Origin of the sequence: uncultured Ruminococcus sp. (assembly GCA_902785355.1) — a bacterium.
In the GTDB taxonomy this organism is placed as follows: Bacteria; Bacillota; Clostridia; order Oscillospirales; family Acutalibacteraceae; genus Ruminococcoides.
Window position 1 is genome coordinate 18,061 of record CACZYF010000015.1, and the last position, 15,360, is coordinate 33,420.

Here is a 15,360-nt window from a genome sequence, read left to right on the forward strand (position 1 = left end):
ACCAAATCCTTATCTTATATATTTAAAGCAAATTATTATCCTCAATAAACTTTTTCAGGTCGCCCAGCGCCCTGTCGGCATAAGCCTGTCCGCGCTCCGCCTTGTCGCGGGGACGGTGTTCGAGTTCGGGCAGGATACCGAAGTTCGCGCCCATCGGCTGGAAGTCGGTGACGAACGGATCGCTGATATAGCGGCTCATCGCGCCCATCATGGTGGTCGCGGGGAGGGTCATGGTAGGCTCTCCGTTCAAAAGCCGCGCGGCGTTGATACCGCAGAGCAGCCCCGATGAGGCGCTCTCCATATAGCCCTCGACGCCCGTGAGCTGACCGGCGAAGAAGCGGTTTTTATTTTCCTTATCAGAATAATCCGAGTTGAGAATCCTCGGAGAGTCGATGAAGGTATTGCGATGCATCACGCCGTAGCGCAGGAACTCCGCATGACGTAAGGCGGGGATCATGCTGAACACCCGCTTCTGCTCGCCGAATTTCAGGTTCGTCTGGAAGCCGACGAGGTTGTACATCGTGCCGTCGGCGTTCTCCTTGCGCAGCTGCAGCACCGCCCACGGACGGTGACCGGTGCGCGGGTCGCGCAGTCCGACAGGCTTCATCGGGCCGAAACGCACGGTATCCACACCGCGCTGCGCCATCACCTCGATCGGCATACAGCCCTCGTAGACCTTGGGATTCATCACGTCGAACTCGTGAACAGGCGCGCGCTCGGCGCTGATCAGCGCTTCATAAAACGCCTCGTACTCCTCTTTATTCATCGGACAGTTGAGGTAGTCCTCTCCCCCGCCCTTGCCGTAGCGCGACTCATAGAAGGCGTATTCCATATCGATGGATTCAGCCGCCACGATCGGCGCCGCCGCGTCAAAGAAACGCAGGCTCTGTCCGTAGCGCCGGGCGATATCCGCCGCCAGCGCGTCATGGGTGAGCGGACCGGTCGCGACGATGGTCACGCCGTCCTCGGGCAGGCTCGTCAGCTCTTCTTCGATCACGGTGATATTCGGATCACTTCGGATCGCGTCGGTCACCAGCTGTGAGAACAACTCGCGGTCGACCGCTAAAGCGCCCCCGGCGGGTACGGCGCATCGGTCGGCACACTGCAAAAGCAGAGAGCCGAGGGTACGCATCTCCTCCTTGAGGAGTCCCGCGGCGGAATTGACGCGCTTCGCCTTGAAGGAATTGGAGCAGACGATCTCGCACAGGAGATCGGAGTGATGTGCGGGACTTTTCTTTATCGGCTTGCTGTCATAGAGCTCGACGCGAATACCGCGCCTGCTCAACTGATAAGCCGCCTCGCAGCCGGCGAGTCCCCCGCCGATAACGGTTACTTTCTTCATTGTCAGCAGTCAGTGGTCGGAAGTTGATTCAACTCCTCACTCCTAACTCCTCACTCCTAACTGTTTTATTTCTTATATCCGCAGCCTTCACGGGCGCAGAATAATCCGCCCTTCTTGCCCTTGCGCTTGAAGAGGATATCGCCGCAGTTCGGGCAGCGCTCGTTGACCGGCTCATACCACGACACAAAGTCGCAGTTCGGGTAATTGGAGCAGCCGTAGAAGGTCTTGCCCTTGCCGGTGCGCTTCACGATCACGTCGCCGCCGCACTTGGGACACTTCACGCCGACGTTCTCGACGTACTTTTTGACGTTCTTGCACTCGGGATAGCCGGGACAGGCGATAAACTTGCCGTAACGTCCGACCTTGACGACCATCTGACGTCCGCATTTCTCACAGATGATGTCCGTCTTGTCCTCCTCGAGCTGTATCTTCACGCCCTGCATATCGGCTTTCGCCTTCTTGAGGGTCTTTTCGAAGTCGGTATAGAACTCGTCGAGCAGATCGTTCCATTGGATCGTACCGTGCTCGACGGTATCGAGCTCCTGCTCCATCTGGGCGGTGAACTTGACGTTGACGATCTTGGGGAAGCGCTCCTTCATCAAGCCCGCCAGCGCCTCGCCGAGCTCGGTGGGGATCAGGGTCTTGCCCTCGCGCTTGACGTACTCGCGGGAGGTGATGGTAGAGATGGTGGCGGCATAGGTAGAAGGTCTGCCGATGCCGTACTCCTCCAGCGCCTTGATCAGCGACGCTTCGGTAAAGCGCGCGGGCGGCTGGGTGAAGTGCTGGTTCGGCACGAGCTCCTTGAGCTTACAGGGAGTATCCTTCTCGAGCGAGAGGATTCGGTTATCCTTATCGTCCGCCTCGTCCTTGCTCTCGACATACAGAACGGTGAAGCCCTCGAAGTCGACGCGGTAACCCGCCGCCTTGAAGACATAGCCGTTCGCCTCAATATCCGCCTGAGTGGTCTTCTGGATGCAGTCCGCCATCTGGGACGCCATGAAGCGCTCCCAGATCAGCTTATACAGCTTATACTGATCGGTCGTCAGGCTCGACTTGAGCTGAGCGGGGGTGATGGATGGGGTGGAGGGACGGATCGCCTCGTGGCCGTCCTGAGCGCCTGCGCGGGATTTATAGACGCGGGGCTTTGACGGCAGAAACTTATCGCCGTAGGTATCGCGGATATAGGTCTGCGCGTCGGCGATCGCGTCGTTGGACACACGCAGGGAGTCGGTACGCATATAGGTGATCAGACCGATCGCGCCGATGCCCTCGACCTCAACGCCTTCATACAGCTCCTGAGCGACCTTCATGGTGCGGCGGGACTGGAAGTTCAGCTTGCGGGAAGCCTCCTGCTGCAGGGTGGAGGTGATGAACGGCGGCGCGGGGGATTTCTTGCGGGTACCGTTCTTGACCTTGGTGATGATATAGGAAGCGCCGTCAAGATCGGAAAGGATCTTATCCGCCTCTTCCTTATTGTGTATTTTCAGCTTGCCGTTTTGATCGCCGTAAAGGGACGCGGAGAACGCCTTGCGCGAGCCCTTGGGGATGAGCTTCGCGTCGATAGACCAGTATTCCTCGGGCTTGAAGGCACGGATCTCGTTCTCCCGGTCGACGATGATACGCACCGCGACAGACTGCACGCGGCCGGCGGACAGTCCGCGGTGGATCTTCTGTGATACAAAGGGGCTGAGCTTATAGCCGACCAGACGGTCGAGGATACGGCGCGCCTGCTGGGCGTTGACCAGATCGATATTGATGGTACGCGGAGCCGCCATACCGTTTTTGATACCGGTCTTGGTGATCTCGGTGAACTCGACGCGGTCGATCTCATCCAGCGGCAGGTTCAGAAGATACGCCAGATGCCACGAGATCGCCTCGCCTTCTCTATCAGGGTCCGTCGCGAGATAGACTTTATCGGATTTCTCCGCCTTCGCCTGCAGCTCGCTGACGAGCTTTTCTTTTCCTCTGATGACCTCATACTTCGGCTCAAAGTTGTTGTTGACGTCTACGCTCAGGCGCGCCGAGGGCAGATCCCTGACGTGACCCATGGACGCGACGACGTCGTAATCCTTGCCTAGGTACTTCTTGATGGTTTTCGCCTTTGCGGGCGACTCAACGATAACCAGATTAGACATATGATAATTGTCCTCCAATGATTTTGCTTTCTGTATATTAGAATGAGATTGCCACGGCTCCAAAGGAGCCTCGCAATGACAACTTATATGATACGGTACATTCTGCCCTTATCCGCCTCGATCAGCCCTTCGAGCTCCAGCTCGGTCAGCGCTGTCAGAACTTCGCTCACGGGCAGTCCCGAGACTTCGGTGATACTGTCGATATGCGTCGGGTCGGGCGTCAGCATTCGATAGACCTTCTCCGCTTGTTCGGAAACGTCGATATCGGTCTTATGCTTCGGGATAGGCTTAACAACGTCGTCAGGCTCGCCCTCGATACCAAACCGCGGATAATATGAGGTGATGTCCGTGAAGTCGGTCACGGGGATCGCGCCGTCCTTGATCAGCGCGTTCGTTCCCTGAGAATAAGGCGAGGTGATGTTGCCCATCACGGCGAACACATCTCTCCCCTGCTCCAGAGCGGTTCGCGCAGTGATCAGAGAGCCGCTCTTTGAGCCGGCTTCGATCACCAAAACGCCGTTGCTCAGTCCCGAGATGATACGGTTGCGCTCGGGGAAGGTGAACCTGCCCGGCGGATAATCGGGCGGGTACTCGGAGACCACGGCGCCTCGCTCGACAATCGTCTGTCGCATTTTGAGGTTGCCCATCAGGTAAGGGTAGTTGATCCCACAGCCGAGCACGCATACGGTCACGCCGCCGGTCTCCAGCGCCGCGGTATGGCTGAGGCTGTCGATACCCATCGCGCCGCCGCTGACGATGATCACGCCGACCTTTGCGAGAGAACCCGCGAGCACATGCGAGGTCATCTTGCCGTAGGCGGTCGCGTTGCGCGTACCGACGATCGCGATCGAGAGATTATGCTCAAAATCAGGGAGCCGACCCTTCAGATAGAGCACTGCAGGCGGATCATAGATTTCTTTGAGCTGCTCCGGATAAGCCGGATCGTCCAGCGAAACGACAGAGATCCCCAGCTGATTACAGCGCGCGATCACCTCGATCGCCTTGCTAAGGGGCGTACTTTCCAAAGCGGCGATATCCTTCGTGCCGAGCACGCCGGACAATCGCCACTCCGGTTCACCGCCGTTGTAAAATTCGGCGATATCGGGATATAAGGACGCGAGCGCCTTGCACTTAGGCGTGCTGTAGCCCAGCGCCTGACTCAACCAGATAAAGTACTTTGTCGCGTTGGTCATTTCACCATTTCCCAGAGGATGATACCTGCGGCGGCAGAGACGTTCAGACTCTCCGCGTCGCCGCGCATGGGGATATAAAGCTTGCGGGTACAGGCGGCAATCGTCTCGGGCGTCAGCCCGTTGCCCTCGTTGCCGACTGCGGAAAGTACGGCGCCGTTCAGGTCACATTCCGTCAGCGGAACGGATCCGCGATCCAACACCGCCGCATAGGAGGTACCGAAGCGGTTGAAATCCCCGATCAGCGCGGGCAGATCATCGGTGATGTGCAGGGGCTGGCGGAACACCGCGCCCATACTGCCGCGCACGACCTTCGGCGCGTAGACGTCACAGCAATCTCTGCTGAGGATGACCGTATCCACGCCGAATGCCTCGGCAGTCCGGAGGATCGTACCGAGGTTAACGGGGTCCTGAACATTTTCAAGAGCCAACACTTTTCCATTATTCTTAATTTTATCAAAGTCAAAGCTTTTGTCAAGTCTTTTTATCACGAACAGCACGCCCTGAGGGGTCTTGGTATCGCTGACAGCGCTGAAAATGTTGTCGCGCAATACAAGGCACTCCCCCGCTTTGCGCTGAGCTTCGTCGATAAAGTCGGGATTCTTTTCGATAAAGCTCTGTGAAAAGTACGCCGAAACGACCTCGGCGCCGCTTCTCAGCGCGTCGGAGCAAAGACGCAGCCCCTCGGCGGCAAAGACCCCTTCCTCCCTGCGGAAGGAAGCGGAGGAGAAGAGCTTTTTCAGATATTTGATTCTTTTATTTTCTTTAGAAGAAATAAGTTCCATATTATTACCTATTATTATGATAAGGTGAATGGTGAATAGTGAATGGTGAAGAGTGAAGGGTGAAGAGTGAAGAGTGAAGGGAAAGCCTGACGGCTTTTGGATTTGTATAACAACTGCTTTTCAAACGCCTGCGGCTCTGTATAAAGGGTCGAGTGTGTTGTTTCCCGATCAAACGTTATATAAATCCGGTGCGGACAGCGTCCGCCCGCCACCATTCACCATTCACTAATCACCATTCACCGTTAACCGTTCTCCATGATCCGTTCCCAAATATAAAAGCGTTTGGGGGTTACCCAAACGCAGTTATAGCTTTTTATGCGTTTTTGACCTGCTCAACAAGAGCGGTGAAAGCGGCGGGATCGGAGATTGCGATCTCGGACAGAACCTTGCGGTTCAGGGCGATACCGGCTTTCTTCAGACCGTTCATGAAGGTGGAGTAGTTCATGCCGTTAGCCTTGCAGCCGGCGGAGATACGGGTGATCCACAATCTGCGGAAGTCTCTCTTCTTCTGCTTTCTGCCGATGTAAGCGTAGTTGCCGCTCTTCATCACCTGCTGCTTCGCCATCTTAAAGTGCTTACTCTTCGCACCATAGTAGCCCTTAGCCAGCTTTAATACTTTCTTTCTTCTCTTGCGAGTCATCATCGCGCCTTTAATACGTGCCATTTATAGTTACCTCCGTTATCTTAGTAAAAAGTGCTGAATTATTTGTAGGGAACCAGGCGCTTAACCTGAGCTACATTGGTCTTATCAGCTACGGTAGTCTTTCTCAGACCTCTCTTACGCTTGGTGGTCTTCTTGTTCAGGATATGGCTCTTGTTAGCATGAGCGCGGATAACCTTACCGTTCTTAGACAGTTTGAAACGCTTTTTAGCTCCGCTGTGAGTTTTGATCTTAGGCATATTGATAATCCTCCTTTTAATACATTAGGGTTCGGCTTTCATCAGGGCGTAACACGCCGTAAAGCCTTAGCTTACTTTGTGGGCTTGGGAGCCAGGAACATGAGCATCTGGCGACCCTCGAGCTTAGCGGGACGCTCGATGTTGGCGACCTCGGCGCATGCGTCCGAGAACCTCTTCATCGTCTCGTAGCCGTACTCGGAATGACCCATCTCACGACCTCTGAATCGGATCGAAACCTTGACCTTATCGCCGTGAGCAAAGAACTTCATCGCGTTCTTGAGCTTGGTGTTAAAGTCGTGCGTGTCGATGTTAAGTGAGAGCTTGATCTCCTTTACGTCGACGGTGTGCTGGTTCTTTCTCGCTTCCTTCTCGCGCTTCGCCTGCTCAAAGCGATATTTACCGTAGTCCATGATCTTACAGACGGGCGGCGCAGCCTGAGGGGCGATCTTGACGAGATCGAGATTCTTCTGGTCGGCGATATGCTGGGCGTCGGCAGCTGACATGATGCCGAGCTGTGCGCCGTCGGGACCGATTACGCGCAACTCTTTGTCGCGAATTTCCTCATTGATCTGAGGTTCCTGTTTGCTGATAAGTAAGCACCTCCAAAGTTTCATAAACAAATAGAAAAGCGGACAGATAGCTCCGTCCGCATACAATACAACATAAAGGGATCATATCCCCTATCGGTATTGACCCGTGCAGACGACACCCCACAGGTGAAAGCTAAAAGTGCTTTACTTTGTTTTCGATATGTATTATAATATCTTTCATATTGATTGTCAAGAATTATTTTTTCAAATCTTTGTATTATCATTGATTGGAAGATAAAAAGAACCCTCAAAGGAGTAATATCGTGCAAAACTATCCGTATAATCCGCCACAGCAAGCCTATCCGCAGCCTCCGCGCTATATTCCGCCCGCAATGACAAACGAGGAATATCAGACGCTGAGATATCAGAAGGGACTCAGACGCGCCGCGAACGGTCTGGGGATCCTGATGATCTGCTTCTTTGCGTTGGAGCTTTTGATCGCCCTTGTATCCCAGTTCATCCTCTACGCGCACGGACTGGCGAATGATGTACTGGAGCTTGACGTGCTGCAGATGCTCGAGAGCGGTATGATCTCATCCGTCGTCTTTTTTGTCACGGGACTGATCTACTGCTGTTTCCGCAAGCTCAGATTCAGCTCCCTGTTCCCTTTTCAAAAAACGGGCGCAAAGATGCTGTACCGCCTGTGCGCCGTCGGCATCGCGTTCTCTCTGATGAGCAACTATGTCGTCGATCTGCTGAACAATAATCTCGGTCTGTTCGGTATCGAGAACAACGGCGGCATTTTCGAGACCGGAGATAATCCGAATATCCTGATGTACTTTTTGACCGTCGCGATCATCCCCGCGTTCGTTGAAGAATTCGCCTTCCGCGGCGTGATCATGGGCGTACTGCGCCCCTACTCCGAGGGAGTGGCGATCTTCGTATCCTCCGCCGCCTTCGCGCTGATGCACGGCAACTTCGTCCAACTGCCGTTCACCTTCTGCTGCGGTCTGGTGTTCGCTTATATCGACATCAAGGCGAACTCCATGCTCCCCTCGATCATCGTACACTTCCTCAACAACGGCTTGTCGGTGCTGTCCGATATCCTGACCTCCTACAAGGTCATTTCCGAAACTACCTCCAACCTGATCTACGGCGCGATCTTCGTCGTGACCGGCGTGCTGGCGTTCCTCGCGATCCGCGGAATTATTAAAGAAAAGGAAAGCGGCTGGTTCAGTCTCAAGGGCGGCGACGATATCATTCCCTTCAAGCGGAAGATGAAAACCGTCTGCACCTCTCCCTTCATCATCAGCTTCGCCGCGGTCATGCTGATCTACTGCGTGGTCGTGATGGTGAGCGGTCTGTAATGGAACGGCGATTCATGGAGCGGGCGCTCGCGCTCGCGAGGGAGGCGGCGGACGAGGGCGAAGTACCTGTAGGCGCCGTTGTCGTCAGGAACGGCCGGATCGTCGGCGAGGGACGAAACCGCCGCGAAAAGGCGAAAAACGCCTTATCCCACGCGGAGCTGGAAGCCATCGGCAACGCCTGTAAGGCGCTCGGCGGCTGGCGGCTGTGGGAATGCGAATTGTATGTTACGCTGGAGCCATGCCCCATGTGCGCGGGCGCGATCGTCAACGCCCGTATCCCGCAGATCTTCTTCGGCGCTTATGACAGCAAGAACGGCTGCGTCGGCTCCGTCGCAAACATCCTCGAGCTGCCCCTCGCCTTCCATCCGAAATACGAGGGCGGCGTCATGGAGCAGGAATGCGGCGCCATCCTCACCGAATTTTTCAAACAACTTCGCAAACGGTGAATCTATGAATACAGAACTCCGCTACGCGGGCGATATCCCGGTCTATTACGCTCCCGATCAGGCGCTCCGTCGCTTCTGCCTCTGTATATACGTCAAGGCGGGAGCGATCTACGAAAGCCGTGAAAACAACGGCTACGCGCATCTTTTCGAGCATATCGTGTTCCGCAATCTGAAAAAGCAATACGGCGACGGCTTCTACACGCTGTTGGCGCAGAACGCCGTCGATTTTAACGCTTCCACTCATAAGAGCGTGATACAATTCACCTTTTCGGGACTGCCCCGGGGGATTCCGCTCGTCTGCGAGATCATCGCCCTCATGTTCAGCGCGCTCGTCGTCAATACGGGCGAATTCAACATTGAGAAGAGCCGTATCAAAGCGGAATACAAGGAGGATGAACCGCACAGGCGATTCTCCTACCTATGCGGACAGACGGTCTGGGCGGGCAGTACGGCGCGGCAGGACGAGCTCGGCTATCTCACCAATATCAACAGAGCCTCCCTTTCATCCCTGGACCGCTATCGGCGCGAGGTCATCTCGAGAGGTAACATCTTTGCCGTTGCGACGGGTTGCGTCAGCCGAGATGAACTGGGTATGCTGTCGAAGGCTCTCGCGTCCGTCCCGCTCTCCGACGCGCCGATCAAGGAGAAAACGGTCGACGTTCCCGCCCGCTATCTCTGCCGCGACTGTACGATGGTCATTAGGGACGACGTCTACACCTACCTGCATTTTTCATTCGATCTCGGAGATACCGCCGCGTACTATCACCTTACCGACTTTCTCTACTTCCTCCTGTTCTTCGGCTACGATTCCGTTCTCCAACAGGAGCTGTCGGAGAAGCGAGCGCTGATCTATGGCTTTGATTCGGGTGTTGAACGCTACCGCAATATCGGTATCCTGGACTTTTCCTTTGAGGTGTACAACCATCGGTTGGAAGAAGCGATGACCGCAGTAGTCGACACCCTGAACCGCGTCAAAAGCGGCGACTTCGATTATGATACGACGATACAGAAGCTCGTCACCGATCATACCGAGATCCTCGACGATATCGAGGGCCTCAACTGGGATATCGCCTATCACCACCTTCTGTTCGGTCAGACACGGGACGGAGAAGCCGAGCTGAAAACGCTCATGAGCTTAAACAAGGGTGAAATCGCCGCTTTCGCCGCAGAGCTGTTCAGAACCGACCGTCTGGTGCTCGGGCTCAAGGGGAATAAGCGTGCCATCGATAAAAACCGCGATAAGCTGAAAGCCATCCTTCAAAAGCTCGATATATAATGTATAAGTAAAGCTCCCGTTTTCGGCGGGAGCTTTACTTATATCCATTACTGTATCTTCTCGACCTCTTGCGCGGCGAGCATCACGCTCAGCTTGGCGGTATTGAAGGACAAGCCGCCCTGTAAGTACACGGCGTACGGCTCGCGCAGGGGGCCGTCGGCGCTGATCTCGATGGACGAGCCGAGGGTAAAGGCGCCCGCCGCCATGATGACCTCACTGTCATAACCGGGCATCGGCGAGGGCTGGGGCGACACGAAGCTGTCGATCGGCGAGCCGCTCTGGATACCGCGGCAGAAGGCGCACATCTTCTCCGGAGAGCCGAGGGTGATCACGTCGATAATATCGCCACGTTTCTTTTGATAAGAAGGCTCCACGTCGTAGCCGAGCACCTCGAACAGCGCCGAGGCAAACACAGCCGTCTTGACCGCCTGAGCAGCGGCGATCGGGGCGTTATACGCGCCGAGATACATCTCGCGCAGCGTGCCGAGGGTACAGCCGAGCTCTCTGCCCGTACCGGGAGCGCTCAGGCGATAGGCGCACAGCTCCACGAGGTCTGCCCTACCCGCGATATAACCGCCGGTAGGCGCGATACCGCCGCCGGCGTTCTTGATCATCGAGCCCGCCATGATATCAACGCCCACGGTGATCGGGGACTCATACTCGGTGAACTCGCCGTAGCAGTTGTCGAGCATGATAATGGTTTCGGGCGAGATTGGCTTGACGATATCGCAGATCTGCCTGATCTCCTCATTCCGCAGGGACGGACGAAGGGCGTAGCCCTTACTGCGCTGGATGTAGACCATCTTCGGCTTTTTCACGCTGACCGCCTCGCGGATTCCGTCGAGGTCGAGACTGCCGTCGGGCAGAAGCGCGACCTCGCTGAACTTTACGCCGAAATCCGCGAGCGATCCGCTGCAGGGCGTTATGCCGATAACGGGCTGTATCGTATCATAGGGCGTACCGGTAACTGCGAGCATCTCGTCGCCCGGTCTGAGCATACCGAAGAGCGCCACGGTCAGGGTATGGGTACCGCTCATGAAGTGCTGACGCGCGAGCGCGTCCTCCGCGTCAAAAACGTAAGCATAGATCTTATCGAGCGTATCTCTGCCGCGGTCGTCATAGCCGTAGCCGGTCGAGCCGGCGAACATGCTCTCACTGACCTTGTATTCCTGAAACGCCTTGAGCATCTTCTGCTGGTTATATTCCTGCACGCGGTCGAGCTGAGCAAAATGCTCCGCGCACATCGCCATCGCCTGATCGGCGGCTAAGCGTATCTTTTCATCAATTTCAAACAGTGTTTTCATATACTCTCCTTATTGATCGGTTAAGATTGCCGCAGCTATGTAAAACAAAATATTCACAAAGCTTTGCAATAACTAATGAATAAAACATTCTCTGAATACCGCGACGGTCTCAAAACCGGAATTCTGATAAAAGCGTGTATTCGCTTCACTTGCGCTGAACACATAAGCGGCTCTGCCCTGCTTATTGATCTGAGAAGCAAGCGTTCTTACCAGCTCGCGCGATAAGCCCCGCCGTCTGTAATCGGGATGGGTCGATACCGCGCCGAGGATGGCGACGTTCTCCGTCTCGGAGACCGTCATCACTGCCGACGCAAGCGAGCCTTCAACGTCCGTTCCGAGGATTCGGCACTTTCCGAGATTCAGCCTATGCCGTACATCCGAGAGAAATACCATATAATCGGGCACGATAAAAATATCGCTCGCACAGCTTTGCAGAAGGGCGTATAACGGCTTGATCTCGGGTTGATATAATTCTAATTCAGAATTATAATCCTCTCCGCAATAGCGGAGCACCTGTCCGCCTATCTCCCGCTTCGCCTTGATATCGAGCGTGAATCGTCCGTCAAACATAACGGAACCCGCCCCCTGAAAGCTCAGGAAGGCGGATATCTCGTCAAAATCAGCGCTGTCGGTCAGGTACAGGCTGAATTTATCCTCGAAGCGCGAGATCGCGGCGACCTCTTCCCCGTCGTGCTCCTGTACCCAAAAGCCCGTGAAGGCATAGCCCTCACCGTAGCTCTCGTACAGCGAGAGGATGCGTGTATAGAAGGGATCGTCGGTACGAAAAGCCGTCAGCGAATCCCGTTCGGCGAGTCGGATCACAGCGCGTTCACCAGCGCCTTGAAGTGCTTGCCGCGCGCGTCAAAATCCTTATACAGGTCGAAGCTCGCCGACGCAGGCGACATCGACACGATATCACCGCTCTGCGCGTGCTCACGCGCCGCCTGCACCGCCTCCGCCATATCCTTGACGCGGATGATCAGCGGATTGTTTTCGGAATAGCTCTTTGATTCACGGATCGCGGTCTCGATCTTGTCGGCGGTCGCGCCCATCAGGATCGCGGTCTTGACCTTCTTGCAGATCACGTCTCCGAGCTCGGTATAATCGAGGTGCTTGTCATAGCCGCCCGCGATCAGGATGATCTTGAAATCGTACAGAGAGAGCGTACCGCTCGCGGTACGGGTCGGGCTGGAGGCGATCGAATCGTTATAGTACTTCACGCCGTCGAGCTCGCGGACGAACTCCGCACGATGCTCCACACCGCCGAAGTTGCGCGCAACATACACGATGTTCTCAACGTCCACGACGCCCCAAACGGCGCAGATTGCGGTCATGTAATTCTCGACGTTGTGCATACCGGGGATCTTGATATCGCGGATATCGAGCACCTCGGTTTTCTTCTCTCCGTCGGTATATATAATGGTATTGCCGTCGAGATAAGCGCCGCGCTCGACCGCCTGACGGCGTGAGAAATACACGACCTCGCCCTTACATTCAGGCGCGAAGGACGCGGTGATCTCGTTGTCGAGATTCAAAACGGCTTTGTTGTCTTTATTCTGATAAAGAATAATATTCTTCTTGCTGTCGATATACTCCTGCATATCCTTGTGGATATCGAGGTGGTTGGGCGCGAGGTTGGTCACGACTGCTGTATCGGGACTCTGACGCATCGAGATCAGCTGGAAGGAGGACAGCTCAACCACACAGACATCCTCGGAACGAATGGTCTCAATCTCGGGTAGGAGCGGCTTACCGATATTGCCGCCGATATGTACGGTGTAACCCTGCTTCTTGAGCATCTCGGAGATGACGGTGGTCGTGGTGGTCTTGCCGTCGGAGCCGGTCACCGCGAAGATCCTACACGGACAGATGTCGAAGAATATCTCCATCTCCGAGCTGATGACGACGCCTTTCTCGCGCAGGGCGTTCAGCTCATCGCAGTAGAAGCGCATGCCCGGCGTACGCAGGGCGATATCGACGTCGATATCATCGAGATAATGCTCGCCGAGCGAGAGCAGCGCGCCGTCCGCCTTCGCTTTCTCTGCGATCTCACCCAGCGCCGCTTCGTCACGCTTATCACAGGCGATAACGGTCGCGCCGTATTTCGTAAACAGCGGGATCAGAGGCATATGACTGCGCCCCATGCCGATCAGCGCGATCCGCTTTCCGCTGATGGACTGAAAAAATGATTCTATACTCTGTTTCATACAAATCCCTCCAAAGGCACAGAATATTCATTATATCTTATTATACTATCTTTTTATAAAATATCAACCTTTTTCAAAGGCTCCGGCGAGATTGAGCACACGATACACCATGAACAGGCTCAGAATATAAAACAGCACCCCGATATTCATGCTCAGGATCGAGAAGTAGATCGCCGAGAGCACGACCAGCGGATGCACCTTCACGCTGTCGGATACGATCCGCGGCTCGAGAATCTGGCGCACCGCGACCGTCACCAGAAAGCCGATCAAGAGAGCGACCCCGGAGATATAATTCTTTTGGAGAATCATAACAGCTGCCAGCGGCAGATAAACCGCGCCCGGTCCCAGTACCGGCAGGATATCGGCGACCGCCGCGATGAACGCGAACGCCAGCGGATATTCCACGCCCGTCAGATAGAAGATCACGACCGCCTCGGCGAAGGTGATCAGGTACAACAGCAGATACGAGCGGATAAACCTGCGAACCATCGTATAGGCGATGTGCAGCACCCGCCCGAGCAGCGGCGCGTAGTCCTCCCCCGCCCTATCCGTCAGACGACGGCGGATATCTCCCAGATGATGGAGGAAAAATACCGTCAGCGCGAACGTCACCACTACAAAGGTAATGGCCGTAGGAACCGCCTGAAACAACGTTCCCGCTACGCCGGAAGCTACCTTGAACAGATTACCCGACAATGCCAGAGCCCTAAGATTATCGAGCAATTCTCCCGATGTCAGATAATCCGCGATCATGTAACGGTACTCGGTAAACAGGCTCAGCGCCTGACGTATGACGAGAAACAGCAGAAAGCCGACCGCCGCGAACAGTACGCCGAAGATCAAAAGCGTCAGCAACGTCGCCGCGAAGGTAGACCGAAAGCGAAACCGCTCACGAAGATAATCGTACAGCGGCTTCATCACCACGGCGACGATCATCGCGATCACGAACGGCAGCACAAACCCGACCGCCTGCATCGCCAGCGCAAAGCACAATGTATAGATCAGAAAAAACACGACTCTCGGATTCTTCAGCCAAGCTCTGATATTCATCCGAAACACCACCCTTATTCGGTTGAGATTGCCGCGGGGATTCCCTCGCAATGACTCAATTTTATATGGTTGAGATTGCCGCGGGGACTCCCTCGCAATGACTCATCTTTATATGGTTAGTTATGGCTGAAAAACGGGCAATCATACGATTTTCGTACAAATTCAAACGGTAGGCCCCGAAAGACCTACCGTTTGAAAAACAGAAACCAAAATGCTTGGAAAAACTCTGAATGATTCAATTGTCTTACTGCGGAGCACGTCCGAGCAGGAAATCGACCGAAACCTCAAGGATATCCGCCAGCGCGACGAGCTCTACGTCAGTCACGAACCGGATCTGACCCTCAAGCTTTGAGAGGCCGGAGGCGTTCATATCCACGCCGTTGACCTGCAGCTGAGCGAGCAGCTCCTTCTGCTTCATACCCTTCTTTTTGCGGGCGGCTTCAACGCGCGCACCCACAAGATTACGATCGCCTAATTCCTGTTTACGAAGTCTCATTTTATCTCCCCAAATCTATACTATACAGAAAAATTATTTCTTTTAAATAATTCCTTACGGAAATTCTTTAAACGTATTAAATCGAATGTACATGTATTATAATACGTTATTCGAAAAAAAACAACCCTTTTTTGTAAGAAAATTTAAATTTTTGATACATTTTTCACCTTTTCGTTACAACCCTTTAATTTTTGCACAAGAAAAAGTATCATTTTTTGTAAACTTTTTCATGCTGCTTGTTGTTGACAAAAACCGACATACAAGATGTAGATTTGGTGAAAAAAGTATCTTACAAAGATTTGAGAAAGGATAGATTCACCGCCCTGTCGTTT

At 54.5% G+C, this 15,360-nt stretch carries 15 protein-coding genes; 3 read left to right on the forward strand and 12 right to left on the reverse strand.

The features are described 5' to 3' along the window. Nucleotides 1–22: 22 nt before the first annotated feature. The 7 genes from trmFO to infC all read right to left on the reverse strand — a co-directional run bounded on the left by trmFO (nucleotide 23) and on the right by infC (nucleotide 6,966). The gene (gene trmFO, locus R2I50_RS05050) at nucleotides 23–1,342 is read right to left on the reverse strand and encodes a methylenetetrahydrofolate--tRNA-(uracil(54)-C(5))-methyltransferase (FADH(2)-oxidizing) TrmFO (RefSeq protein WP_316608070.1); all 1,320 of its coding nucleotides are present in this window, start codon (nucleotides 1,340–1,342) and stop codon (nucleotides 23–25) included. A 65-nt stretch (nucleotides 1,343–1,407) separates the two neighbouring features. Next, complete coding sequence (topA, locus tag R2I50_RS05055; RefSeq protein ID WP_316608071.1) at nucleotides 1,408–3,477, reverse strand: type I DNA topoisomerase; 2,070 nt, start codon at nucleotides 3,475–3,477, stop codon at nucleotides 1,408–1,410. Between the two features lie 83 nt (nucleotides 3,478–3,560). Beyond that, on the reverse strand, nucleotides 3,561–4,670 hold the full coding sequence (gene dprA, locus R2I50_RS05060) for a DNA-processing protein DprA (protein ID WP_316608072.1): 1,110 nt from the start codon (nucleotides 4,668–4,670) through the stop codon (nucleotides 3,561–3,563). After that, a complete protein-coding gene (locus R2I50_RS05065; protein ID WP_316608073.1) occupies nucleotides 4,667–5,452 on the reverse strand; it encodes an RNA methyltransferase in 786 nt (261 codons plus the stop codon). Before R2I50_RS05065 ends, dprA begins: the two co-directional genes overlap by 4 nt. Nucleotides 5,453–5,765: 313 nt before the next feature. Beyond that, entirely contained in the window at nucleotides 5,766–6,116 is a 351-nt protein-coding gene (gene rplT, locus R2I50_RS05070; protein ID WP_316608074.1) for a 50S ribosomal protein L20, read from the reverse strand. Between the two features lie 38 nt (nucleotides 6,117–6,154). Next, nucleotides 6,155–6,352, reverse strand: a complete 198-nt coding sequence (rpmI, locus tag R2I50_RS05075; protein WP_003533099.1) for a 50S ribosomal protein L35 — start codon at nucleotides 6,350–6,352, stop codon at nucleotides 6,155–6,157. Nucleotides 6,353–6,423: 71 nt separating this feature from the next. Beyond that, nucleotides 6,424–6,966: a translation initiation factor IF-3 gene (infC, locus tag R2I50_RS05080; protein WP_316608075.1), complete on the reverse strand. Its 543-nt coding sequence runs from the start codon at nucleotides 6,964–6,966 to the stop codon at nucleotides 6,424–6,426. A 239-nt stretch (nucleotides 6,967–7,205) separates the two neighbouring features. Here infC and R2I50_RS05085 point away from each other — a divergent pair, with 239 nt between their 5' ends. Genes R2I50_RS05085 through R2I50_RS05095 form a run of 3 tightly spaced genes read left to right on the forward strand, consistent with a single transcriptional unit; the run spans nucleotide 7,206 to nucleotide 9,971 of the window. Continuing rightward, a complete protein-coding gene (locus R2I50_RS05085) occupies nucleotides 7,206–8,249 on the forward strand; it encodes a type II CAAX endopeptidase family protein (protein WP_316608076.1) in 1,044 nt (347 codons plus the stop codon). Next, nucleotides 8,249–8,695 carry a nucleoside deaminase gene (locus R2I50_RS05090; protein ID WP_316608077.1) on the forward strand — a complete coding sequence of 149 codons (447 nt, stop codon included), beginning with the start codon at nucleotides 8,249–8,251 and terminating at the stop codon, nucleotides 8,693–8,695. The genes R2I50_RS05085 and R2I50_RS05090 overlap by 1 nt, the downstream gene beginning before the upstream one ends. Nucleotides 8,696–8,699: 4 nt before the next feature. Then, entirely contained in the window at nucleotides 8,700–9,971 is a 1,272-nt protein-coding gene (locus R2I50_RS05095) for an insulinase family protein (RefSeq protein ID WP_316608078.1), read from the forward strand. Nucleotides 9,972–10,018: 47 nt separating this feature from the next. Here the strand turns inward: R2I50_RS05095 and R2I50_RS05100 are convergent, their stop codons facing one another. The 5 genes from R2I50_RS05100 to R2I50_RS05120 all read right to left on the reverse strand — a co-directional run bounded on the left by R2I50_RS05100 (nucleotide 10,019) and on the right by R2I50_RS05120 (nucleotide 15,028). Next, entirely contained in the window at nucleotides 10,019–11,275 is a 1,257-nt protein-coding gene (locus tag R2I50_RS05100; protein ID WP_316608079.1) for a methionine gamma-lyase family protein, read from the reverse strand. Nucleotides 11,276–11,347: 72 nt separating this feature from the next. Continuing rightward, the gene (locus R2I50_RS05105; protein ID WP_316608080.1) at nucleotides 11,348–12,097 is read right to left on the reverse strand and encodes a GNAT family N-acetyltransferase; all 750 of its coding nucleotides are present in this window, start codon (nucleotides 12,095–12,097) and stop codon (nucleotides 11,348–11,350) included. Beyond that, nucleotides 12,094–13,482 carry a UDP-N-acetylmuramoyl-L-alanine--D-glutamate ligase gene (gene murD / locus R2I50_RS05110; protein ID WP_316608081.1) on the reverse strand — a complete coding sequence of 463 codons (1,389 nt, stop codon included), beginning with the start codon at nucleotides 13,480–13,482 and terminating at the stop codon, nucleotides 12,094–12,096. Before murD ends, R2I50_RS05105 begins: the two co-directional genes overlap by 4 nt. A 63-nt stretch (nucleotides 13,483–13,545) precedes the next feature. Further along, nucleotides 13,546–14,532: an AI-2E family transporter gene (locus tag R2I50_RS05115; RefSeq protein WP_316608082.1), complete on the reverse strand. Its 987-nt coding sequence runs from the start codon at nucleotides 14,530–14,532 to the stop codon at nucleotides 13,546–13,548. Between the two features lie 244 nt (nucleotides 14,533–14,776). Then, nucleotides 14,777–15,028, reverse strand: coding sequence for an XRE family transcriptional regulator (locus R2I50_RS05120; RefSeq protein WP_316608083.1), 252 nt, complete (start codon nucleotides 15,026–15,028; stop codon nucleotides 14,777–14,779). Nucleotides 15,029–15,360: the final 332 nt, after the last annotated feature.